Genomic DNA, 20,123 nt, shown 5'->3' with positions numbered 1-20,123 from the left:
ATGAAGACCGTCTGGACCGGATTGCTGGCCATGGCCGGCACTCTTTGTGCCGCGGCCGCGCTGGCCGCGCCGCTGAAGCTCACCCCCGCCAACCCGCAGCCGAGCAATCCCAAGGCCGGTCTGGCGGTGAAATATGCCTGGGCGGGCGACCCGCCGGCCAAGATCCAGTCGATCGACACCGCAAAGCAGATGGTTCGCAGCGCCAAGCCCGGTCAGCCGCTGCGCGGGCTCGATTATCGCGACACCGACGAAGGCGACCCGGTTTTGACCTTCAACAAGGCCTTCAACGTGGCCGCCGACATCCGGGGATACATCCGTTTTGACGCGCCGGGGATCTACGAGCTTGAGACCTGGTCAAATGACGGCATCGACGCACGGATCGGCGGCCAGCAGGTGGGCTACTTCAAAGAGCGGCAACCATGCGATGCCAACCAGCGGGTCGAGGTCGAGGTGCCCAAGGCCGGGTGGTATGATCTGCAGATCGTGTATTTCCAGAAATACAGCACCTCTTGCCTGATGATGAAATGGGGCAAGAAGGGCGGCAAGATGCAGTGGGTGCCGAACAACGTGTTCGGATACTGAGCCGCTTTCAGTTCGGAAAAAACGGGGCCGTTCGGCCCCGTTTTCCTTTTCTGTGGTTCAGCCGTTCGCGGCGATCAGCTCGGCCTGCGCCACGATCACTTCGGCCTGCTTGATCGACGCGATGTCGACCAGACGGCCCTTGTAGACGGTGGCGCCTTCGCCATTGGCCTTGGCCTGTTCCATCGCGGCGAGGATTTCGCGCGCCTCGTTCACCGCCTCTTCCGACGGGGTGAAGACCTGATTGGCCAGCGCGATCTGCTTGGGGTGGATGGCCCATTTGCCGACCATGCCAAGCGTGGCCGAGCGTTTGGCCTGCGCGATGTAACCCTCGTCATCCGAGAAGTCGCCGAACGGCCCATCCACCGGCAGCACGCCGTGGGTGCGGCAGGCGGCGACGATGGCGGCCTGGGCCCAGTGCCACGGGTCGGACCAGTGCTTGGTGCCGTCATGCAGCATGTAGTAGTTTTCCTGTGTCCCGCCGATGCCGGTGGTTTGCATCCCCATCGAGGCGGCGAAATCGGCAGCACCCAGACTCATGGCCTGCAGGCGGGGCGACGATGCGGCGATTTCCTCGACATGTGCGATGCCGGCGGCGGATTCGATGATCACCTCGAGCGAGATCGGCTTGGTTCGCCCCTTGGCGCGCTCGACAGCCGTCACCAAGGCGTCCACGGCATAGACATCCGCCGCGCAGCCGACCTTGGGGATCATGATCTGGTCCAGACGGTCCCCGGCCTGTTCCAGCAGGTCCACCACGTCACGATACCAATAGGGCGTGTCCAGACCGTTGATCCGCACGGACATGTACTTGTTGCCCCAGTCGATGGTGTTGAGCGCCTCGATCACGTTGGCGCGGGCAAGATCCTTGTCGGAGGGCGCAACCGAATCCTCGAGGTCGAGATTGATCACGTCGGCAGCCGACGCCGCCATCTTGGGAAACAGCTTTGGGTTCGAACCGGGGCCGAACAGCTGGCAGCGATTGGGGCGCGCGGGGGCGGCGGGCTGGATACGGAAGCTCATGTTGGTCCTCTTGCGGGTAAGGAAATTGCGATTTTCTTGGTGAATGGGGTATTAAATTGCGCGGCCATGCGCAAGCATCTTTGTGCGTCCGCAGCATTGCTGTTGCAGCATTCAGCGAAAAGGGGGGCGAAATCGGTGATGAAATATTAATCATTTTGAAAACTTCGAAGCTTCTTGCGGATTCTTCTGCCAGTGCGCAAAAATCTCCCGGTGATTGCCTGCGGATCGCGGAAAAACGCGAGATGCTCGTCAGCCCGGTTCAATAGTTTAGGCCGGAATCAATGGAGTGCACCGCAATGATCGAGACACCGTATCTGCTGTTTTTGGGCGATGCGCCCGACCAACTGGCGGCGAAGGTTGCCCAAGGCATCAAGGACTGGCGCCCCGAGAATGCCGTGGGACAGTTCCGCATGGAGGGCTGCAAGGCCGATCTGGGGCTGAAGGACATGGATCTGGTCGAGGCGCGCGAAGCCGGTGCCAAGACGCTGGTGATCGGTGTCGCAAACCGCGGTGGTGTGATCAGCCAGGAGTGGAAGAAGGTTCTGGTGATGGCGCTGGAGGAAGGCTTCGACCTGGCCTCGGGTCTGCACAACCTTCTGCGTGACGAGCCTGACCTGGTTGCCGTGGCCGAGGCGACCGGGCGCAAGCTGCATGACGTGCGGGTGCCCGAGGTGGACTATCCGATCGCCAACGGCATCAGGCGCAAGGGCAAGCGGTGCCTCGCCGTTGGCACGGATTGCTCGGTGGGCAAGATGTATACGGCGCTGGCCATGGACCGGGAGATGCGCGAGCGTGGCATGAAATGCACCTTCCGCGCCACCGGGCAGACGGGCATCCTGATCACCGGAGACGGTGTGCCGCTGGATGCGGTTGTCGCCGATTTCATGGCTGGTTCGATCGAATGGCTGACGCCCGACAATGATGACGACCACTGGGATCTGATCGAGGGGCAGGGGTCGCTGTTTCATGTCTCGTATTCCGGCGTGACGATGGCATTGATCCACGGGGGCCAGCCTGATGCGCTGATCCTCTGCCACGAGCCGACCCGCGAGCATATGCGCGGCCTGCCGACCTATTCCTTGCCGTCGCTGGAAACGCTGCGGGATACGGCGCTGCAGATCGCGCGCGTGGCGAACCCCGACTGCCAGGTGGTCGGGGTGTCGGTGAACACCCAGCACATGAGCGAGGCCGATGCCGAGGCCTATCTGGCGCAGGTCGAGGCGGACATGGGCCTGCCGGCGACCGATCCGTTCCGTTTCGGCTCGGGCAAGCTGGTGGACGCGCTGGCCGCGATGTGATCCAAACGGCCCGCCGGTGGCGGGCCGGTTCCGCCTCCGGCGGGAGTATTTGGGAAAAGATGAAGGAGCGGGCGCGTGCAGATAGAAGTCACTCGTGACGTATTCCGTCTGGCGCAGGTGTTCACCATCTCGCGCGGGTCGCGAACCGAGGCGAAGGTGCTGACGGTTCATGTCTCGGACGGAGAGCATCGGGGCCGGGGTGAGTGCGTGCCCTATGCCCGCTACGGCGAGACGCTGGACTCGGTCGAGGCCGAGATAGCGGGTCTGCCCGCCGAGTTCACTCGCGAATCCTTGATGGGTCTCTTGCCGGCTGGCGCTGCGCGCAATGCGGTGGACTGCGCCCTGTGGGATCTCGAGGCCAAGCGGGCGGGCAAGCGCGCCTGGGAACTGGCCGGGCTGCCCGCGCCCAAGCCCGAGATCACCGCCTATACGCTGTCGCTGGACACGCCCGAGGCGATGCAGGCGCAGGCGGCGAAGAATGCGCATCGACCGCTTTTGAAGATCAAGCTGGGCACGCCGGACGACATGCCGCGCCTCGAGGCGGTCCGGGCCGGGGCTCCCGATGCGAGGATAATCGTGGATGCCAACGAGGGCTGGTCGGCCGGGGTTTATGCCGATCTGGCGCCGCATCTGGTGCGCCTGGGCGTTGCATTGGTCGAACAGCCCTTGCCCGCCGGGGACGACGACGCCCTGATCGGGATGGAGCGCCCGGTGCCCGTCTGCGCCGACGAAAGTTGCCATGACCGTGCAAGCCTGCCCGGCCTCAAGGGCAAATACGATGTGATCAACATCAAGCTGGACAAGACCGGCGGCCTGACCGAGGCGCTGGAATTGCGCCGCGAGGCGCAGGCGCGAGGCTATGGAATCATGGTCGGCTGCATGGTCGGCTCCTCGCTGGCGATGGCGCCTGCGACACTGGTGGCGCAGGGTGCGCTGGTGACGGACCTTGACGGGCCGCTTCTGTTGGCCGAAGACCGCGACACCCCACTGATTTTCGACGATGCCGGAGTGCACCCGCCCGAGGCGGCGCTCTGGGGCTGATGGAGATGAACATGACCCGCACCGTTTACGTGAATGGCGAATACCTGCCCGAAACCGAGGCCAAGGTTTCGATCTTTGACCGAGGCTTCCTGATGGCGGATGCCGTTTACGAGGTGACCAGCGTGCTGGACGGCAAGCTGATCGATTTTCACGGCCACGCGGTGCGGCTGGCGCGGTCGCTGACCGAGTTGGACATGCAGCAGCCCTGCAGCGAGTCTGAGTTGCTGGAGATCCACCGCGAGTTGGTGAAGCGCAACAATATCGAAGAGGGGCTGGTCTATCTTCAGGTGACCCGTGGTTCGGACGGGGACCGGGACTTTGTGTTCCCGCCCGAGGACGTCAAGCCGACCCTCGTGCTGTTCACCCAGAACAAGCCCGGTCTGGCCGACAACCCCGCTGCGAAGAAAGGCGCCAAAATCATCTCGATCGAGGACATCCGCTGGGGCCGCCGCGACATCAAGACGACCCAGCTGCTTTACCCGTCCATGGGCAAGATGATGGCCAAGGCGGCCGGCTGCGACGACGCCTGGATGGTGGAGGACGGCTATGTGACCGAGGGCACGTCGAACAACGCCTATTTCGTCAAGAACGGCAAGATCGTCACCCGCCCGCTGTCCAACGAAATCCTGCACGGGATCACCCGCAAGGCGGTGCTGCGGCTGGCTGCCGAGGCGCAGATGGAGATCGAAGAGCGCCTGTTCACCATCGACGAGGCGAAAGAGGCGGACGAGGCCTTTACCACCTCGGCCAGCGCCTTTGTCATGCCGGTCGTCGAAATCGACGGCGTCAAGCTGGGCGATGGCACGCCGGGGCCGATCGCGAAGCGTCTGCGCGAAATCTACCTGGAAGAAAGCCGCAAGACCGCGATCTGACGGCTGCCCCGCGCGTCAGCCGAAGCGATAGCTCGACGCGGTCAGGGCGCCGAAGAACTGGGTTTCGTGATAGACCCGCGTGGCGGGGGCCTCTTCGGCGGCCCCCAGCGCCACGAAGAGCGGCACCAGGTGATCTTCCTGCGCGTGGCAGATGCGCGCGTAGGGCGCGCTTTCCCAATCGATCAGGGCCTTGGTGCGTTCGGCCGGCTGCAGCGCCAGAGCCTCATTCAGCCATGCATCGAACCTGGCCGAGGGTACTTCGCCCTCGCGCCCCATGAGCCGGAGGTTGTGGTAGCTCAGGCCCGATCCCACGATCAGCACGCCTTCGTCGCGCAGCGGGGCCAGCGCCCGGCCCAGCGCCAGGTGTTCGGCCGGGTCGTAGTGGCTGCGCAGCGAGATCTGGTAGGTCGGCACATCCGCCTGTGGATACATGACCGCCATCGGGGCAAAGGTGCCGTGGTCGAACCCCCGTTCCGGGTCCAGCCGTGTGGGCAGACCCGCCGCCGAGATCAGTTCGGCCGTGCGCTGGGCCAGTTCGCGGGCGCCGGGGGCCGGATAGGTGATCTGGTAGGTTTCGGGCGGAAAGCCGGAATAGTCATAGACCATCGGCGGGTGGGCCGAGGACATGACAGCATAGGCATCGCTTTCCTCCCAATGCCCCGAGATCATCAGGACGGCCGAGGGGCGTTGGCCGATTTCCTGCGGCATCCGGGCCAGCGAGGTTTCAAGTTCGGCGAAGCGACGCCGCATCGCCGGCAGCCACGGCCACGGGCCGCCTCCATGCGATATGAAATAGGTGGGAAGTGTCCGTGTCATGCCGGCCTCGGGGCGGTTGTGCATGACACAGAAGATAGCCCAGTGGCAACAAATCGGAACCGTGCGTTACGAACAGGGTCTGTGCGCGGATTCGCGAACGTCCGGCGGTTCGGATGTCGCCCCCGCGCCTATTCTTTCTTGAGCACGTTCTCTTCGAAGGCCACCTTGAAAGCGGCTTGTTTCTCGGGGCTCGCCTCGGTCTGGTAGTTGGCTTTCCACTCATCCATGGTCATGCCATAGAATATCTCGCGGGCCTCGTCCTTGCCCATCTCGATGCCTCTTTCGTTGGCTGCTTCCTGATACCAGCGCGCCAGGCAATTGCGGCAGAACCCGGCCAGATTCATCATGTCGATGTTCTGAACGTCGGTCCGGTCTTCCATCAGGTGTTTCTGAAGGCGGCGGAAGGCGGCGGCCTGAAGTTCGATTTCGGTTTGCTTGTCCATGTCATGGCTCCGGGTGGGTGAGTTGGGATCCTGCAAACGGGGTAGCAAGCCACGATTGGGGTGACAACCGGCCGGTCACACCAACTTCAGCGCCAGCCAAGGCATCAGGCAGAAGATGAAGGTCAGAACCTTGTAATGGGCGAGGTAGCGGAAATAGGCTTTTCTCACCTCGGACGGATCCATGTCGAACATCCGGCCATGAAAGCCGGCCATCCAGTCCCGCAGGGCGACGATCATGAGGGTGCTCAGCGTCAGAAAGCCCAGATTCAGAACGGTCATCCAGCCGAAAAAGGCGGTCAGCGTCTCTTGCGTCATTGGTGGCTCCTCTCCACAGAATGTGGGGACGTCGAGACGGTCCCACAAGAAGCTGTGGTCAGAGGTTCACCGCTTCAGAGGCCGCTGTCTGCCAGTGCCTGCTCCAGAATGGGGGCCAGACGTTCGGCCCATGCCCGCTGACCCGCGTGATCGGCGATCAGGTCGTTTCTGAGTTCGATCAGCACGTTCGGGCGGTTGTGGGCGGTGCAGTGCTTGTCGATCGAGTCACCGGGCAGGTGGCCGCCATAAGGTTCGTTGACCCCGACGCAGAGATCGCCCTCGGCCCGCAGACGCTCGATGAGCGGGCGGGACAGGCGTTCGTCATCCGTGTGAAGGACGCCGATATGCCAGGGGCGTGGATCGCGGCCTCGCAGTTGCCTTGTAAAAGAATGCATGGAAAGGATCACTGCGTGCGGCAGCGATGCCATGCGCGCGAGGGCCTCGTGATAGGGCCGGTAGCACATGTTCAGCCGACGCTCGCGCTCGGCATCGTCGGCGTGGCGGTTGCCCGGAATGATCGAGCCGTCATAAAGCTTCATCAGGAGGGTCGGGTCGTCCTCTCCGCGGTTCGGGTCGATCACCAGCCGCGAGAAATTGGCCGCGATCACCGGTGCGTTCATCAACTCGCCCAGATGTTTGGAAACCTCGTAGGCGCCGACGTCGTAAGCGATGTGGCGCTCCATGTCCTCGCGCGGCAGCCCAAGGTCGCCGCCGTTGATCTCGGGTGGCACCATGTTGGTCGCGTGGTCGCAGGTGATCAGCCAGCGCGAGGGCCGATCTTCACCATGAATGAAAAACGGAGTGTATGTCATCTGCCTGTCATCTTGTTTGTCGCACCTTTAGGGCAGTTGCTTGGGAAAGGGAATTGGGCGATAAGCGGCGCCAACACTGTTTGCGATAACAAGGCGGGATGGAGGTGAGCGGAGCCAATGCGACGCCTGAGAAATGTGAAAATCGTGGCGACCCTTGGGCCGGCATCCGAAAGCTACGAGATGATCCGGGCCCTGCATGAGGCGGGCGCGGATGTGTTCCGCCTGAACATGAGCCACGGCAGCCATGACGAGATCCGCGAGAAGCACCGGATCATCCGGCAGGTGGAGAAGGATCTGGACAGCCCGATCGCCATTCTGGCCGACCTGCAGGGGCCGAAGCTGCGCGTCGGTGTCTTTGCCAATGGCGAAGAGGAACTTGCGGAGGGCGCCTCGTTCCGGCTTGATCTGGATGAGGCGGATGGCGACGCCAGCCGGGTCTGCCTGCCGCATCCCGAGATTTTCGAGGCGCTGGAGCCGGGTGCGCATCTGCTGGTCAATGACGGCAAGATCAGGCTGGTGGTCGAACACTGCGGCCGCGATTTTGCCGACTGCAGGGTGGAGACCGGTGGGACGATCTCGAACCGCAAGGGCGTGAACGTGCCCGATGTGGTGCTGCCTTTGGCGGCGCTGTCGGAAAAGGATCGCGCCGATCTGGAATTCGTTTGCCAACTTGGGGTCGACTGGCTGGCGCTGAGTTTCGTTCAACGCGCCAAGGACGTGTTCGAAGCCCGCGCGCTGGCTGACGGGCGCGCCGCGATCCTGTCGAAGATCGAAAAACCCGCGGCGGTCGAAGCCTTTGACGAGATCCTCGATGCCTCGGACGGGATCATGGTCGCGCGGGGCGATCTGGGTGTCGAATTGCCGGTTTCGGCGGTGCCCCCTATCCAGAAGCGCCTGGTGCGCAAGTGCCGCGCGGCCGCAAAGCCGGTGATCGTGGCAACGCAGATGCTGGAAAGCATGATCGAAAGCCCGATGCCCACGCGGGCCGAGGTTTCGGACGTGGCCACCGCCATCTACGAAGGCACCGACGCCATCATGCTGAGCGCGGAATCGGCCGCCGGCAGCTATCCGGTCGAAGCGGTGAAGACGATGGACCGGGTTGCGGTCGAGGTCGAGGCCGACCCCACCTACACCCAGATCATCAACGCGTCGCGCACGGCCAGGGGGTCGACCGTCGCCGACGCCATCGTCGCCGCAGCTCGTGAAATCGCGGAGAAGACCGACATCAAGGCCATCTGCTGCTTTACGCAAAGCGGCACGACCGCGTTGCTGACCGCCCGGGAACGCCCCGGCGTTCCGATCATCGCCATGACATCTCTGGTCGGCACCGCGCGGCGGCTATGCCTGAGCTGGGGGTGCCACTGCGTGATGACGCCGGAACTGGAGCGGTTCAAGGGGGCGGTGGTCAACGCCGCTCGTGCGGCCCGCTCGGGGGGATTCGCCTGTGAGACCGACCAGATCGTCGTAACGGCGGGCGTTCCCTTCAACGTGCCGGGCACCACGAACATCCTGCGGGTGGCGCCTTGTGACGAGCGGCTGATCTACAATACCGATCCGGGCTGATCGGGCGGGTTTTTCCGGGTTTGCGGCCAGATTCCGGGCAAAACCCTCTTGCCAGCCGGACAAGACTTGCGTAAACGGCGCCTCTGACCGCGCGACCGGCCGATGTGGCATGCCGAGTCGCGTCAAGAACCGAACCCGTGAAAGGAGACGGAAATGCCCAAGATGAAGACCAAGTCGAGCGCCAAGAAGCGCTTCAAGATGACCGCGACCGGCAAGGTCAAGTCGGCCCAGGCCGGCAAGCGTCACGGCATGATCAAGCGGACCAACAAGTTCATCCGCGATGCCCGTGGCACCACCACCCTGTCCGCCCCCGACGCCAAGATCGTCAAGGGCTACATGCCCTACGACCGCTAAGAGGAGATTTGAGAGATGTCCCGCGTTAAAGGTGGAACCACGACTCACGCCCGTCACAAGAAGGTCATCAAGGCCGCCAAAGGTTACTATGGCCGCCGCAAGAACACCTTCAAGGTTGCCCGTCAGGCCGTTGACAAGGCCAACCAGTATGCAACCCGCGACCGCAAGAACCGCAAGCGCAACTTCCGTGCGCTGTGGATCCAGCGCATCAACGCCGCTGTGCGCGCTCATGACGAGGCTCTGACCTATTCCCGCTTCATCAACGGCCTGAACCTGGCCGGCATCGAAGTGGACCGCAAAGTTCTGGCCGACCTGGCCGTGCACGAACCGGAAGCGTTCGGCGCGATCGTCGCCAAGGCACAGGCTGCTCTGTCGGCCTGATCCTCTTTCGAGAGACAGTGAAACGGGGCCGCTCCTTCGGGAGCGGCCCTTTTCGTTTCTGGCCCGTCAGGCCGGCACACCATGCGGACCGTGACGGATGATCGCCCATTGGCCGTAGCTGTCGTCCAGATCCAGCGGGATCGCGCCGCTGGCCTTGGTCGAGGCGCTTCCCACCTCGGCCAGCCGGAACTCGATCCCGTGGGGCAGGTCGATCCTGACCCGGTGCTCGCCATCGCTGTGCGGAGGCTTGATCGGGCGGCCGGTCGACTCGAGCATGCCGTCTATCGATGCCCTTGCCCTGCGCCCGTCGATATCCATCTCGATGTCTATTCGCCGGCTCAATGGTTCGTGGATCGTGTCGCACATGGCATGAAAGACCCACCAATGGGTCGCCTCGGGGTCGGTGTCCTCGCCATGCAGCACGCGGCACAACGCATCCCGCTGCGCCTCGCTGGCGCGGTCGTCGATGATCGCCTGCAACGCGCCGCCGCCCTTGTAGATCGGTCCCGGCCAGGCGTAGAGCGTCGCGCAGCGCACGCCGCTCAGGTCGATGTCCCCGAAATGCCCCTTGTCGATGTGAAGGATTTCGAAGCCCGTGCAGTTGCCCTGCGTCGGGTCGCGTTCGAATTGACATGGGCAGCCATAGTCGCAGTTGCAGTTCCCGAAACTCCTTGCCTCGATAAACCAGTCTGTATGGGCCATGGCGCTCTCCTTCGTGTTGAAAAATCGGAATTGTCGGGAATTGCCGGAACAATAGCAGACTTGCGGTCGGTTTTCACGAAAAGGGGCCCGTTTCGCGTGGCCCGAGGGCGGCACAGCTGCAACCCTCGGCACTGGCGGGCGCTGCGGCTCTTGCTTTCAGCCTCTGCTGTGATAGCAGGACGCAAGAAGAATTCAGGGGACCGTCATGGACGATCTTAAGGCAAAATACCTTGGGCAGATTGCAGAGGCCGCCGACGAGGACGCGCTCGAGGCGATCCGCGTGGCAGCTGTCGGCAAGAAGGGCGAAATCGCCCTGAAAATGCGCGAACTGGGCAAAATGACACCCGAAGAGCGCAAGGCCGTCGGCCCCGCGCTAAACGCGCTGAAGGACGAGATCAACGCGGCGCTGGCCGCCAAGAAGGCCGCTCTGGCCGACGCGGCGCTGGATGAACGCCTGCGCACCGAGTGGCTGGATGTCACGCTGCCGGCCCGCCACCGCCGGCAGGGCACGGTCCACCCCGTCAGCCAGGCGACCGAAGAACTGACCGCGATCTTTGCCGAGCTGGGCTTTTCGGTGGCCGAAGGGCCGCGGATCGAGACCGACTGGCACAATTTCGACGCCCTGAACATCCCGGGCCACCACCCCGCGCGGGCCGAGATGGACACGTTCTACATGCACCGCGCGCCGGGCGACGACCGGCCGCCGCATGTGCTGCGCACCCATACCTCGCCGGTTCAGATCCGGTCGATGGAGCTGCAGGGCGCGCCGATCCGCGTGATCTGTCCGGGCGGTGTGTACCGCGCCGACTATGACCAGACCCACACGCCGATGTTCCACCAGGTCGAAGGGCTGGCCATCGACAAGGACATCTCGATGGCGAACCTGAAATGGGTCCTGGAAGAATTCGTCAAGGCGTTCTTCGAGGTCGACGACGTCGAACTGCGCTTCCGCGCCTCGCATTTCCCGTTCACCGAACCCTCGGCCGAGGTCGATATCCGCTGTTCCTGGGAGGGCGGCCAGCTGAAGATCGGCGAGGGCGACGACTGGATGGAGATTCTGGGCTCCGGCATGGTCCACCCCAAGGTGATCGCCGCCGGCGGGATCGACCCCGAGGTCTATCAGGGCTTTGCCTTCGGCATCGGCATCGACCGTCTGGCGATGCTGAAATACGGCATCCCGGATCTGCGGGCGTTCTTTGACAGTGACCTGCGTTGGCTGCGCCACTACGGCTTTGCTGCACTGGATATACCGACGCTGCATGGCGGTTTGTCACGATGAAATAGCGTGGGGCTTGCCCTGCTGCCCAAGAGATTTCGGCGGGTTGGCCCGCCTTACCGGACAGGAAAACAGAAATGAAATTCACCCTCTCCTGGCTGAAAGACCACCTGGACACCGACGCCTCGGTTGATGAGATCGCCGAGGCGCTGACCGATCTCGGGCTCGAGGTCGAAGAGGTCATCAATCCCGCCGAGCGGCTCAAGGATTTCACACTCGGTTATGTGAAACACGCCGAGAAGCACCCCGATGCCGACCGGCTGCGCGTCTGCAAGGTCGAGACCGACGAGGGCGAAAAGCAGATCATCTGCGGTGCGCCCAACGCCCGTGAAGGCATCACCGTGGTCGTCGCCAAGCCCGGCACCTATGTGCCTGGCATCGACACCACCATCCAGGTCGGCAAGATCCGCGGCATCGAGAGCTTTGGCATGATGGCTTCGGAGCGCGAGATGGAGCTGTCGGACGAGCATGACGGCATCATCGAGCTGCCCTCGGGCGAGGTTGGCCAGCGTTTCGTGGACTGGCTGGCCGAGAACGACCCGGCCAAGGTCGATCCGGTGATCGAGATCGCCATCACCCCCAACCGCCCCGACGCGCTGGGCGTGGCGGGCATCGCGCGCGATCTGGCAGCGCGCGGTCTGGGCACGCTCAAGACCCGCGACTATGCGCCGGTGCCCGGAGAGTTCGAGTGCCCGATCAAGGTCACTATCGACGAAGATACGCTGGACGGCTGTCCGCTGTTCACCGGCCGGATGATCCGGGGCGTGAAAAACGGCCCCAGCCCGCAATGGCTGCAGGACCAGCTGAAGGCCATCGGCCTGCGCCCGATCTCGGCGCTGGTGGACATCACCAACTACATGACCTTCGACCACAACCGGCCGCTGCACGTGTTTGACGCCGACAAGGTCAAGGGCAACCTGCGGGTGCACCGCGCCAAGGGCGGTGAGAAGCTGGTGGCGCTGGACGAAAAGGAATACACGCTCCAGCCCGGCATGATGGTGATTTCCGACGACAACGGCCCCGAGTCCATCGCGGGCATCATGGGCGGGCTGGAAACCGGCTGCACCGAAGAAACGGTGAACGTGTTCCTGGAAAGCGCCTACTGGAACCATGTCCAGATCGCGCTGGCGGGCCGCGCGCTCAAGATCAACTCGGACGCGCGGTATCGGTTCGAGCGTGGGGTCGACCCGGAATACACGCTGGAAGGGCTCGAGCACGCGACCCAGATGATCCTCGACATCTGCGGAGGCGAGGCCTCGGACGTGGTGGTTGCGGGCAAGGTGCCGGATCATTCGCGCGCCTACAAACTGGACGCCGAGCGCGTGCAGTCGCTGGTCGGCATGGATATCCCCGAAAGCGAGCAGCGCCAGACCCTGACCCGCCTGGGCTTCCGGCTCGAGGGCAACATGGCCCATGTGCCCAGCTGGCGACCCGACATCATGGGCGAGGCCGATCTGGTCGAGGAAGTGGCGCGTATCGCCTCTCTCACCAAGCTGCAGGGCAAGCCGCTGCCGCGCGTGACCGATGGCATCCCCAAACCGGTCATGACCCCGGCGCAGCGCCGCCAGTCGATGGCGCGGCGCACTTGTGCGGCGCTGGGCTACAACGAATGCGTCACTTACACCTTCATCGACAAGGCGTCGGCCGAGCTGTTCGGCGGCGGTGACGACGAGACGATGCTGGAAAACCCGATCTCGTCCGAGATGAGTCACATGCGCCCCGACCTTCTGCCGGGGCTGCTGCAGGCGGCGGCCCGCAATCAGGCGCGTGGCTTCGCCGATCTGGCGCTGTTCGAGGTCGGCCCCGCCTTTGACGGCGGTGAGCCGGGCGATCAGCACACGCAGGTGTCCGGCCTGCTGGTCGGGCGGACCGGCCCCAAGGACGTGCATGGCGCGTCCCGCCCGGTGGACGTGTTCGACGTCAAGGCCGATGCCGAAGCCGTGCTGTCGGCGATCGGCGCGCCCGCCAAGGTCCAGATCATGCGTGGAGCGCAGGGCTGGTGGCACCCTGGCCGTCACGGCAAGATCTGCTTGGGACCGAAAAAGGTGCTGGGTGTCTTTGGCGAGCTGCATCCGCGCGTGTTGCAGGCGATGGACGTCAAGGGGCCGGCCGTGGCCTTCACCATCTGGCCCGATCAGGTGCCGCTGCCGCGCAAGTCGGGGGCGACACGTTCGGCGCTGGAACTGCGCGATCTGCAGGCGGTCGAGCGCGACTTTGCCTTCGTGGTCGATGCCGATGTCGAGGCGCTGACGCTGGTCAATGCCGCCGCCGGTGCCGACAAGCAGCTGATCGAAGAGGTTCGCGTGTTCGACGAGTTCATCGGCGGCAGCGTGGGAGAGGGCAAGAAATCTCTGGCCATCACCGTTCGGCTTCAGCCGACCGAGAAGACGCTGAAGGAAAAGGATATCGAGGCGGTCGCCGAAAAGATCATCGCCAAGGTCACCAAGGCCACCGGCGGCGTTCTGCGCGGCTGATTTGCGATCCCTGTGATTTCGAGAAACGCGCCTTCGGGCGCGTTTTTCATTTTCCGGGCTCTTGGCGCGCCAGATGCTCGGCCAAGAGGTCAAAGACCAACCGAATACGCCGACTGGTATGCAACTCCCGGTGCGTGGTCAGCCAGATCGGGAACAGGATCGGCTCCATGTCCGGCAAGACGCGCTCGACTCCTGCGGTGGCGTCACCGACCTCTTCTGGCATGGGCGCCAGTCCGAAACCCTGCCTGACATATTCCCAGGCCACGATGCCGCTGGGCGATCCAATCGGGAAATTCTGTTGACGCAGGTGAATGCCGAGCGGGGCAAGAAACTCGATCATTCGGGCGGTGTCACCGAAGCCCACGAAGTCATGAGCCGGCAGCTCGGCCATCGTCCTGGGTCGCCCCTTTCGTTCCAGGTAAGTCGAGGCGGCGTAGAGGTGGGCCCGGGCCTCGCGCACCAGGCGCGCGATCAGGTCGGGTTGGTCGGGGCGCACATGGCGGATGGCGATATCCGCCTCGCGCCGCATCAGGTCGCGAATGTCATTTGTGGCGATCACCTCGATGCGCAGCAGCGGCGCGCGCTCGCGGATGTCGCGCAGCACGTCTGGCAGGACATGGGCGGACATCACGTCGCTTGCGGTGATCCTGACCTCGCCTTCGATCGACTGCGCCTGACCCGAGGCGGTCAGGGCGATCCGGTTGGCTGCCTCACCCATTGCGCGCGTGTGCTCCAGCAGCTCGAGCCCGGCCTGCGTCAACTCCAGCGACCGGCCGACGCGCTCGAACAGCATCACGCCCAGATCGGCCTCCAATGCCGCCACCTGCCGGCTGAGCGTCGGCTGCGTCTGCCGCAACTGCCGCGCAGCAGCCGAAAGCGAGCCGGCCTCTGCCGTCGCCAGAAAGGCCCGGATGTGGTTCCAGTCGAAGTCGCCAAGCTCAACCATGCAGATATGTATAACTGCTCTACGATATTCGGCAATTTATCTTTGATTCTTGCATAAATAAACTGCGCCCAAAGGAGAGATGACATGAATGCCACGGCCAAATTCTGGGACGGGATCGCCGAAAAATACGCCCGGACCCCCATCAAGGACATGGATTCCTATGAACTGACCCTGCGCCGAACCGCGTCCTGCCTGACGCCGTCCGACAAGGTGCTGGAACTCGGGTGCGGCACCGGGACGACCGCGCTGAGACTGGCGCCAAGCGTTGCCGAGGTCGTGGCCAGCGATGTCTCGGCCGGGATGCTGGCGGTCGGGGCGCGCAAGGCGGACGAGCAGAAGGCGACCAATGTGCGCTTTGTCGAGGCCGAGGCCGGCAGCCCGCCCAAGGGGCCGTTCGACGCCGCGATGGCCTTCAACCTGCTGCATCTGGTCGAGGACCTGGACGGGACCCTTTCGGGCATATCCGAGGTGCTGAAACCCGGAGGGCTGTTCATCTCCAAGACATTCTGTGCCCAACGGGCTGGCAGCCTGCGCTATCGGGTGATGCGGCTGATCCTTCCGGTCCTGCAGATGCTGGGCAAGGCGCCGTTCGTTCGCTTCATGGCCGAAGAAGAACTGGATGCCGCCATCGAGCGGGCCGGGTTCGAGATCATCGAGCGCGACAGTTTCCCGGCAACGGATGCGCGCCGGTTCATCGTCGCGCGCAAGATCTGAGGCGGAATGTCCCGCAGGACGTTGGGTTTTGAAACTGACCCAGCTATGGTCCGGCTTCGAGCACAATGGAGAAGACCATGGGACTGAACGTTTACCTGTCGGGTGAAATCCATACGGATTGGCGCGAGCAGATCATTGATGGGGCGCAGGGGCTGGACATCACCTTCACCGGCCCGGTGACCGACCACGATGCCAGCGACGATTGCGGGGTCGCCATTCTCGGGGCCGAGTCCGACAAGTTCTGGCACGACCACAAGGGTGCCAAGCTGAACGCGATCCGCACCCGCAAGGGCATTGCCGACGCCGACGTGGTGGTCGTTCGATTCGGCGAAAAATACAAGCAGTGGAACGCGGCCTTTGACGCCGGATACGCGGCTGGGCTTGGCAAGTCGATCATCGTGTTGCACGGGCCCGACCACCAGCACGCGCTGAAAGAGGTGGACGCGGCCGCGCTTGCCGTGGCCGAAGAGCCGAGACAGGTCGTCGAGATCCTGCGCTATGTCCTGACGGGCAAGCTGCCCGACTGAGTCGCGCCACGTCATTCTTGATGCAATAACCTGCCGTTCCTACGCTTTCCCAAAGCTGCATGGGGAGGGCGGTGATGGAATTCGACTATGTGATCGTGGGTGGCGGGTCTGCCGGGTGCGTTTTGGCCTCGCGGCTGAGCGAGTCGCCGGATGTTTCCGTGTGCCTGATCGAAGCGGGCGGCGACGGCCAGGGCCTTTTGATCCGCGCGCCTGCCATGGTTGCCGCAATGATCTCGGGGCGGCCCAAGATCAACAACTGGGCCTTCGAAACGGTGCCGCAGCCGGGCCTGAACAATCGCAAGGGCTTTCAGCCGCGCGGCAAGGCGCTGGGCGGGTCGTCGGCGATCAACGCCATGCTCTATGTTCGTGGGCATCCGTCGGATTATGACGACTGGGCCGAACTCGGGTGCGAGGGGTGGGACTGGCAGAGCGTCCTGCCTTATTTCCGAAGGGCCGAGGGGAATGCCCGGGGCGCGGACGAGTTGCATGGCGACGAAGGGCCTTTGCAGGTTGCCGACCAGTCCGAGCCGCGCCCGATCTCGCACGCTTTCGTCGAGGCCTGCGCCCAGCAGCAGGTTCGGAGCAACCCGGATTTCAACGGCCCCGAGCAGGAGGGCGCGGGGCTCTACCAGGTGACGCAATTCCATGACGGTCCGCACAAGGGCGAACGTTGTTCGGCTGCCGCTGCCTATCTGCGCGACAACCTGAACAGGTCGAACCTGACCATTCTGACGAAGGCCGCCGCGCAGCGGATCGTTTTCGAAGGCAAGCGCGCGACAGGAGTTGAGATCCGCCGCAAGGGCACCGTCGAGGAGATCCGGGCCAAACGCGAAGTCATCCTGTCGGGTGGCGCGTTCGGCTCGCCCCAGTTGCTGATGTTGTCGGGTGTCGGCCCCGAGGATGAGCTTGCACAGCACGGGATTCCTGTCGTGCACGAGCTCCCCGGCGTGGGGCAGAACCTGCAGGACCATCTCGATTATGTCATCAGCTACCACTCGAAACGCAAGGACGTGATCGGCTTGACGCCCGGCGGCCTGTGGGATCTGGCGAAGGCCGGGATGAAGTGGCGGCGCGAGGGCGGCGGGCTGTTCTCGACCCCCTTCGCCGAAGGCGGGGCTTTCCTGAAATCCGATCCGTCCCAGCCGCGTCCTGACATCCAACTGCACTTTGTCGTGGGCATCGTCGATGACCACATGCGCAAGATCCATTTCCGGCACGGGTTTTCCTGCCACGCCTGCGTATTGCGGCCATTCAGTCGCGGCCAGGTCGGGCTGGCCTCGGACCGGGCTTCGACCGCACCCCGGATCGATCCGGCCTTTCTGAGCGACGAGCGCGACCTGAAGCTGTTGAAAACCGCCGCACGGCAGATGGAGGCCATTCTGGAGGCGCCGCCCTTGGCGGATTGGCGGGGCAAGCGGCTCTATCCCCACGATGGCAGCGATGCGGGGTTGGAGGCGGATATCCGCGCCCGTGCCGATACGATTTATCATCCCGTCGGCACCTGCAAGATGGGCGTCGATGACATGGCCGTCGTCGATACCGAGGCGCGGGTGCATGGCGTCGAGGGGTTGCGGGTGGTGGATGCGTCGATCATGCCCACGCTGATCGGTGGCAACACGAATGCGCCGACCATCATGATCGCGGAGAAGATCGCCGATACGATGCGGGAGGCGGCGACGTAGGGCGCTATTGGCAACTTCAGTTCGCACCGGGTTGCAACCCACCCCTGTTTCCCAATGAGCAACATGGGAGTTTTCAATCTGTCCGCATCCTAGACCTGTGGCCGATTTTCCCCGATCATCCGGCCAATTTCCACGTCGTCGGCGTGGACATGCAATTTGTTGAAAAGGAGATGGGTGTGGAAGACATACTTGCAGGCACGGGCGGATTGGCGCCTCTTGTGATGAATACGGTCAAGGCGCTGATCGTCCTCGTCGTCGGGTGGGCCGTGGCCGGAATGGCCGGCCGCCTGGTCCGGCGTCGGATCAACGCGACGCCCCAGATCGACCCGACGCTTGGGAACTTCGTTGCGAGCCTGGTGAAATGGGTGATCCTGGCGATCGTTCTGGTCGCGGTTCTGGGCATTTTCGGAATTCAGGCAACGAGCATCGTGGCCATCCTCGGGGCCGCATCGCTGGCCATCGGCCTGGCTTTGCAGGGCACTCTCAGCGACCTGGCGGCGGGTGTCATGCTGGTGGTGTTCCGGCCCTACAAACTGGGTCAGTTCGTCGATATCGGCGGCACGTCGGGCACCGTCGTGGACCTGAACCTGTTCACGACCGAACTTGTGACCCCGGACAACGTGCAGATCATCGTGCCGAACGGGCAGGCATGGGGGTCGATCATCTTCAACTACTCGGCCCATGACACGCGGCGCGTCGATCTGGTGTTCGGGATCGATTATGGCGATGACGCCGACAAGGCCATGCAGATCATTCTGGATGTCGCCAAGGCGGACGGGCGCGTCCTGTCAGACCCCGAGCCGTGGGTTCGGGTCACCAATCTGGGCGACAGCTCGGTGGATGTGACCGCGCGGCTTTGGTGTGCCACGGATGATTATTGGGATCTCAAGTTCCAGCTCACCAAGGCGGTCAAGGAGGCCTTTGACAAGCAAGGCATCTCGATTCCCTATCCGCACACGGTGGAAATCCAGAAACAGGCGTAGCGCCGCGACAACGCTGGCAAAAGGTGAAAGACCCGCCTCAGGGGCGGGCCTTTCTTGTTGCTTTGACTTAGGTCGCGATCAGGCGGCCTTGATGATCACGTTCGGCGACACGACATCCAGACCCAGCGCCTTGCCGACTTCGTAATAGGTCAGCTGGCCTGCATGAACATTGAGGCCCGCCAGCAGGTGTGGATCTTCTTCGCAGGCCTTGCGCCAGCCCTTGTTGGCCAGGTTGAGCATGAAGGGCATGGTGGCGTTGCCCAGCGCGATGGTCGAGGTGCGCGCCACCGCGCCCGGCATGTTGGCCACGCAGTAATGCATGATGCCGTCGACCTCGTAGATCGGGTCGGCGTGGGTGGTGGGCTTCGAGGTTTCGAAGCAGCCGCCCTGGTCGATGGCCACATCCACCAGAACCGCGCCGGGTTTCATGGTCGAAAGCTGCTCGCGTGAGATCAGTTTCGGCGCAGCCGCGCCGGGGATCAGGACGGCGCCGATCACCATGTCGGCATCCTGGATCAGTTCAGCAGTGGCGCCGGCGGTCGAATACTGGTTCTTGAACAGGCCGCCGAACACGTCGTCGAGGTAACGCAGGCGAGGCAGCGAACGGTCCAGAACCGTCACATCGGCCCCCATGCCGGCAGCAATCTTGGCCGCATGGGTGCCGACCACGCCGCCGCCGATCACGACGACCTTGGCCGGACCCACGCCCGGCACGCCGCCCATCAGAACGCCGCGGCCACCATTGGCCTTTTGCAGGGTCCACGAGCCGACCTGCGGGGCCAGACGGCCAGCGACCTCGGACATGGGCGCCAGAAGGGGCAGGCCGCCGCGGTCGTCGGTCACGGTTTCATAGGCGATGGCGGTGCAGCCGGACTCGAGCAGGTCCTTGGTCTGCTCCGGGTCGGGGGCGAGGTGCAGATAGGTGAACAGCAGCTGGCCTTCGCGCAGCATCTTGCGCTCGACCGCCTGCGGCTCCTTGACCTTGACGATCATGTCGGCGGTGGCGAACACCTCTTCGGCGGTGTCCACGATCCGGGCGCCGGCGGCGACATAGGCCGCGTCGTCAAAGCCCGAACCCATGCCGGCATTGGTTTCGATGATGACCTCATGGCCGTTGGCGACCGCTTCCTGGGCCGCGTTCGGGGTCATGCCGACGCGGAACTCCTGCGGTTTGATTTCCTTGGGGCAACCGATTTTCATTGTGGTCTCTCCGTTCAAATACTGCCTAAATTATGTGCAAGTCCGCGCGCAATTTCTGTGAAACCCTGCTCGCCATGGGTCGGGTGTGCAGGATAAACTTCGAAGAATCCGAGAAATCATGC

General features: G+C 63.7%; 22 protein-coding genes. 14 read left to right on the top strand and 8 right to left on the bottom strand.

Annotation, left to right across the window (positions count from 1 at the left end; translation table 11 throughout):
* Window positions 1-582 (top strand): PA14 domain-containing protein, encoded by a 582-nt coding sequence (locus tag AVO45_RS04665; RefSeq protein ID WP_068344776.1) that lies wholly within the window; start codon window positions 1-3, stop codon window positions 580-582.
* Between the two features lie 57 nt (window positions 583-639).
* Here the strand turns inward: AVO45_RS04665 and AVO45_RS04660 are convergent, their stop codons facing one another.
* On the bottom strand, window positions 640-1,602 hold the full coding sequence (locus AVO45_RS04660; protein ID WP_068344775.1) for an L-malyl-CoA/beta-methylmalyl-CoA lyase: 963 nt from the start codon (window positions 1,600-1,602) through the stop codon (window positions 640-642).
* A gap of 56 nt (window positions 1,603-1,658) precedes the next feature.
* On the opposite strand from AVO45_RS04660, the gene AVO45_RS19645 reads away from it, so the two are divergent.
* The 4 genes from AVO45_RS19645 (at window position 1,659) to AVO45_RS04645 (ending at window position 4,813) form a co-directional block, all read left to right on the top strand.
* Window positions 1,659-1,868: a hypothetical protein gene (locus tag AVO45_RS19645; RefSeq protein ID WP_157770097.1), complete on the top strand. Its 210-nt coding sequence runs from the start codon at window positions 1,659-1,661 to the stop codon at window positions 1,866-1,868.
* Between the two features lie 30 nt (window positions 1,869-1,898).
* Window positions 1,899-2,900 (top strand): N-acetyltransferase DgcN, encoded by a 1,002-nt coding sequence (gene dgcN / locus AVO45_RS04655; protein WP_068344774.1) that lies wholly within the window; start codon window positions 1,899-1,901, stop codon window positions 2,898-2,900.
* 75 nt (window positions 2,901-2,975) lie between these two features.
* On the top strand, window positions 2,976-3,941 hold the full coding sequence (gene dgcA, locus AVO45_RS04650; RefSeq protein ID WP_068344773.1) for an N-acetyl-D-Glu racemase DgcA: 966 nt from the start codon (window positions 2,976-2,978) through the stop codon (window positions 3,939-3,941).
* 11 nt (window positions 3,942-3,952) lie between these two features.
* On the top strand, window positions 3,953-4,813 hold the full coding sequence (locus tag AVO45_RS04645; protein ID WP_068344845.1) for a D-amino-acid transaminase: 861 nt from the start codon (window positions 3,953-3,955) through the stop codon (window positions 4,811-4,813).
* Window positions 4,814-4,828: 15 nt separating this feature from the next.
* Here AVO45_RS04645 and AVO45_RS04640 read toward each other — a convergent pair whose 3' ends face one another.
* The 4 genes from AVO45_RS04640 to AVO45_RS04625 form a co-directional block, all read right to left on the bottom strand.
* Entirely contained in the window at window positions 4,829-5,629 is an 801-nt protein-coding gene (locus AVO45_RS04640) for a DODA-type extradiol aromatic ring-opening family dioxygenase (RefSeq protein ID WP_068344844.1), read from the bottom strand.
* Between the two features lie 128 nt (window positions 5,630-5,757).
* Window positions 5,758-6,072 carry a DUF1244 domain-containing protein gene (locus tag AVO45_RS04635; protein ID WP_068344772.1) on the bottom strand — a complete coding sequence of 105 codons (315 nt, stop codon included), beginning with the start codon at window positions 6,070-6,072 and terminating at the stop codon, window positions 5,758-5,760.
* 75 nt (window positions 6,073-6,147) lie between these two features.
* On the bottom strand, window positions 6,148-6,387 hold the full coding sequence (locus tag AVO45_RS04630) for a DUF6868 family protein (RefSeq protein WP_068344771.1): 240 nt from the start codon (window positions 6,385-6,387) through the stop codon (window positions 6,148-6,150).
* Between the two features lie 74 nt (window positions 6,388-6,461).
* On the bottom strand, window positions 6,462-7,199 hold the full coding sequence (locus tag AVO45_RS04625; RefSeq protein WP_068344770.1) for an N-formylglutamate amidohydrolase: 738 nt from the start codon (window positions 7,197-7,199) through the stop codon (window positions 6,462-6,464).
* 117 nt (window positions 7,200-7,316) lie between these two features.
* Here AVO45_RS04625 and pyk point away from each other — a divergent pair, with 117 nt between their 5' ends.
* From pyk to rplT, 3 genes are all read left to right on the top strand, one after another.
* Window positions 7,317-8,762, top strand: a complete 1,446-nt coding sequence (pyk, locus tag AVO45_RS04620; RefSeq protein ID WP_068344769.1) for a pyruvate kinase — start codon at window positions 7,317-7,319, stop codon at window positions 8,760-8,762.
* 153 nt (window positions 8,763-8,915) lie between these two features.
* The gene (rpmI, locus tag AVO45_RS04615) at window positions 8,916-9,116 is read left to right on the top strand and encodes a 50S ribosomal protein L35 (RefSeq protein ID WP_068344768.1); all 201 of its coding nucleotides are present in this window, start codon (window positions 8,916-8,918) and stop codon (window positions 9,114-9,116) included.
* Between the two features lie 15 nt (window positions 9,117-9,131).
* Window positions 9,132-9,497, top strand: coding sequence for a 50S ribosomal protein L20 (gene rplT / locus AVO45_RS04610; RefSeq protein WP_068344767.1), 366 nt, complete (start codon window positions 9,132-9,134; stop codon window positions 9,495-9,497).
* Window positions 9,498-9,563: 66 nt separating this feature from the next.
* Here the strand turns inward: rplT and AVO45_RS04605 are convergent, their stop codons facing one another.
* Complete coding sequence (locus AVO45_RS04605; protein ID WP_068344766.1) at window positions 9,564-10,199, bottom strand: DUF1326 domain-containing protein; 636 nt, start codon at window positions 10,197-10,199, stop codon at window positions 9,564-9,566.
* A gap of 205 nt (window positions 10,200-10,404) precedes the next feature.
* Here AVO45_RS04605 and pheS point away from each other — a divergent pair, with 205 nt between their 5' ends.
* Window positions 10,405-11,478 carry a phenylalanine--tRNA ligase subunit alpha gene (gene pheS, locus AVO45_RS04600; RefSeq protein ID WP_068344765.1) on the top strand — a complete coding sequence of 358 codons (1,074 nt, stop codon included), beginning with the start codon at window positions 10,405-10,407 and terminating at the stop codon, window positions 11,476-11,478.
* A gap of 74 nt (window positions 11,479-11,552) precedes the next feature.
* Complete coding sequence (pheT, locus tag AVO45_RS04595; RefSeq protein ID WP_068344764.1) at window positions 11,553-13,949, top strand: phenylalanine--tRNA ligase subunit beta; 2,397 nt, start codon at window positions 11,553-11,555, stop codon at window positions 13,947-13,949.
* Window positions 13,950-13,995: 46 nt separating this feature from the next.
* Here pheT and AVO45_RS04590 read toward each other — a convergent pair whose 3' ends face one another.
* Window positions 13,996-14,895 (bottom strand): LysR family transcriptional regulator, encoded by a 900-nt coding sequence (locus AVO45_RS04590; RefSeq protein WP_068344763.1) that lies wholly within the window; start codon window positions 14,893-14,895, stop codon window positions 13,996-13,998.
* 84 nt (window positions 14,896-14,979) lie between these two features.
* Between AVO45_RS04590 and AVO45_RS04585 the strand changes: the two genes are divergently transcribed.
* The 4 genes from AVO45_RS04585 (at window position 14,980) to AVO45_RS04570 (ending at window position 18,801) form a co-directional block, all read left to right on the top strand.
* The gene (locus AVO45_RS04585) at window positions 14,980-15,609 is read left to right on the top strand and encodes a class I SAM-dependent methyltransferase (protein WP_068344762.1); all 630 of its coding nucleotides are present in this window, start codon (window positions 14,980-14,982) and stop codon (window positions 15,607-15,609) included.
* A gap of 77 nt (window positions 15,610-15,686) precedes the next feature.
* The gene (locus AVO45_RS04580) at window positions 15,687-16,136 is read left to right on the top strand and encodes a YtoQ family protein (protein ID WP_068344843.1); all 450 of its coding nucleotides are present in this window, start codon (window positions 15,687-15,689) and stop codon (window positions 16,134-16,136) included.
* Between the two features lie 74 nt (window positions 16,137-16,210).
* The gene (locus tag AVO45_RS04575; protein WP_068344761.1) at window positions 16,211-17,818 is read left to right on the top strand and encodes a GMC family oxidoreductase; all 1,608 of its coding nucleotides are present in this window, start codon (window positions 16,211-16,213) and stop codon (window positions 17,816-17,818) included.
* Between the two features lie 221 nt (window positions 17,819-18,039).
* Window positions 18,040-18,801, top strand: coding sequence for a mechanosensitive ion channel family protein (locus AVO45_RS04570; RefSeq protein WP_420819928.1), 762 nt, complete (start codon window positions 18,040-18,042; stop codon window positions 18,799-18,801).
* Between the two features lie 78 nt (window positions 18,802-18,879).
* On the opposite strand, the gene ald is transcribed toward AVO45_RS04570, so the two are convergent.
* Complete coding sequence (gene ald / locus AVO45_RS04565) at window positions 18,880-20,001, bottom strand: alanine dehydrogenase (RefSeq protein ID WP_068344760.1); 1,122 nt, start codon at window positions 19,999-20,001, stop codon at window positions 18,880-18,882.
* Between the last annotated feature and the right edge of the window lie 122 nt (window positions 20,002-20,123).

The sequence above is a fragment of the Ruegeria marisrubri genome, assembly GCF_001507595.1.
Lineage (GTDB): Bacteria > Pseudomonadota > Alphaproteobacteria > Rhodobacterales > Rhodobacteraceae > Ruegeria > Ruegeria marisrubri.
The sequence above is the reverse complement of the archived record's forward strand: the minus strand, read 5'-3'. Positions and strand labels throughout refer to the sequence as shown.

Bases quoted from the DNA above. Each gene is read 5' to 3' on its own strand.
- AVO45_RS04570 (WP_420819928.1), top strand. From the start codon at position 18,040: ATGAATACGGTCAAGGCGCTGATCGTCCTCGTCGTCGGGTGGGCCGTG.
- AVO45_RS04640 (WP_068344844.1), bottom strand. From the start codon at position 5,629: ATGACACGGACACTTCCCACCTATTTCATATCGCATGGAGGCGGCCCG.
- rplT (WP_068344767.1), top strand. From the start codon at position 9,132: ATGTCCCGCGTTAAAGGTGGAACCACGACTCACGCCCGTCACAAGAAG.
- AVO45_RS04625 (WP_068344770.1), bottom strand. From the start codon at position 7,199: ATGACATACACTCCGTTTTTCATTCATGGTGAAGATCGGCCCTCGCGC.
- AVO45_RS04575 (WP_068344761.1), top strand. From the start codon at position 16,211: ATGGAATTCGACTATGTGATCGTGGGTGGCGGGTCTGCCGGGTGCGTT.
- pheT (WP_068344764.1), top strand. From the start codon at position 11,553: ATGAAATTCACCCTCTCCTGGCTGAAAGACCACCTGGACACCGACGCC.
- rpmI (WP_068344768.1), top strand. From the start codon at position 8,916: ATGCCCAAGATGAAGACCAAGTCGAGCGCCAAGAAGCGCTTCAAGATG.
- pheS (WP_068344765.1), top strand. From the start codon at position 10,405: ATGGACGATCTTAAGGCAAAATACCTTGGGCAGATTGCAGAGGCCGCC.
- AVO45_RS04605 (WP_068344766.1), bottom strand. From the start codon at position 10,199: ATGGCCCATACAGACTGGTTTATCGAGGCAAGGAGTTTCGGGAACTGC.
- AVO45_RS04660 (WP_068344775.1), bottom strand. From the start codon at position 1,602: ATGAGCTTCCGTATCCAGCCCGCCGCCCCCGCGCGCCCCAATCGCTGC.
- AVO45_RS04635 (WP_068344772.1), bottom strand. From the start codon at position 6,072: ATGGACAAGCAAACCGAAATCGAACTTCAGGCCGCCGCCTTCCGCCGC.
- AVO45_RS04630 (WP_068344771.1), bottom strand. From the start codon at position 6,387: ATGACGCAAGAGACGCTGACCGCCTTTTTCGGCTGGATGACCGTTCTG.
- AVO45_RS04585 (WP_068344762.1), top strand. From the start codon at position 14,980: ATGAATGCCACGGCCAAATTCTGGGACGGGATCGCCGAAAAATACGCC.
- AVO45_RS04645 (WP_068344845.1), top strand. From the start codon at position 3,953: ATGACCCGCACCGTTTACGTGAATGGCGAATACCTGCCCGAAACCGAG.
- ald (WP_068344760.1), bottom strand. From the start codon at position 20,001: ATGAAAATCGGTTGCCCCAAGGAAATCAAACCGCAGGAGTTCCGCGTC.
- pyk (WP_068344769.1), top strand. From the start codon at position 7,317: ATGCGACGCCTGAGAAATGTGAAAATCGTGGCGACCCTTGGGCCGGCA.
- AVO45_RS04665 (WP_068344776.1), top strand. From the start codon at position 1: ATGAAGACCGTCTGGACCGGATTGCTGGCCATGGCCGGCACTCTTTGT.
- AVO45_RS04590 (WP_068344763.1), bottom strand. From the start codon at position 14,895: ATGGTTGAGCTTGGCGACTTCGACTGGAACCACATCCGGGCCTTTCTG.
- AVO45_RS04580 (WP_068344843.1), top strand. From the start codon at position 15,687: ATGGGACTGAACGTTTACCTGTCGGGTGAAATCCATACGGATTGGCGC.
- dgcN (WP_068344774.1), top strand. From the start codon at position 1,899: ATGATCGAGACACCGTATCTGCTGTTTTTGGGCGATGCGCCCGACCAA.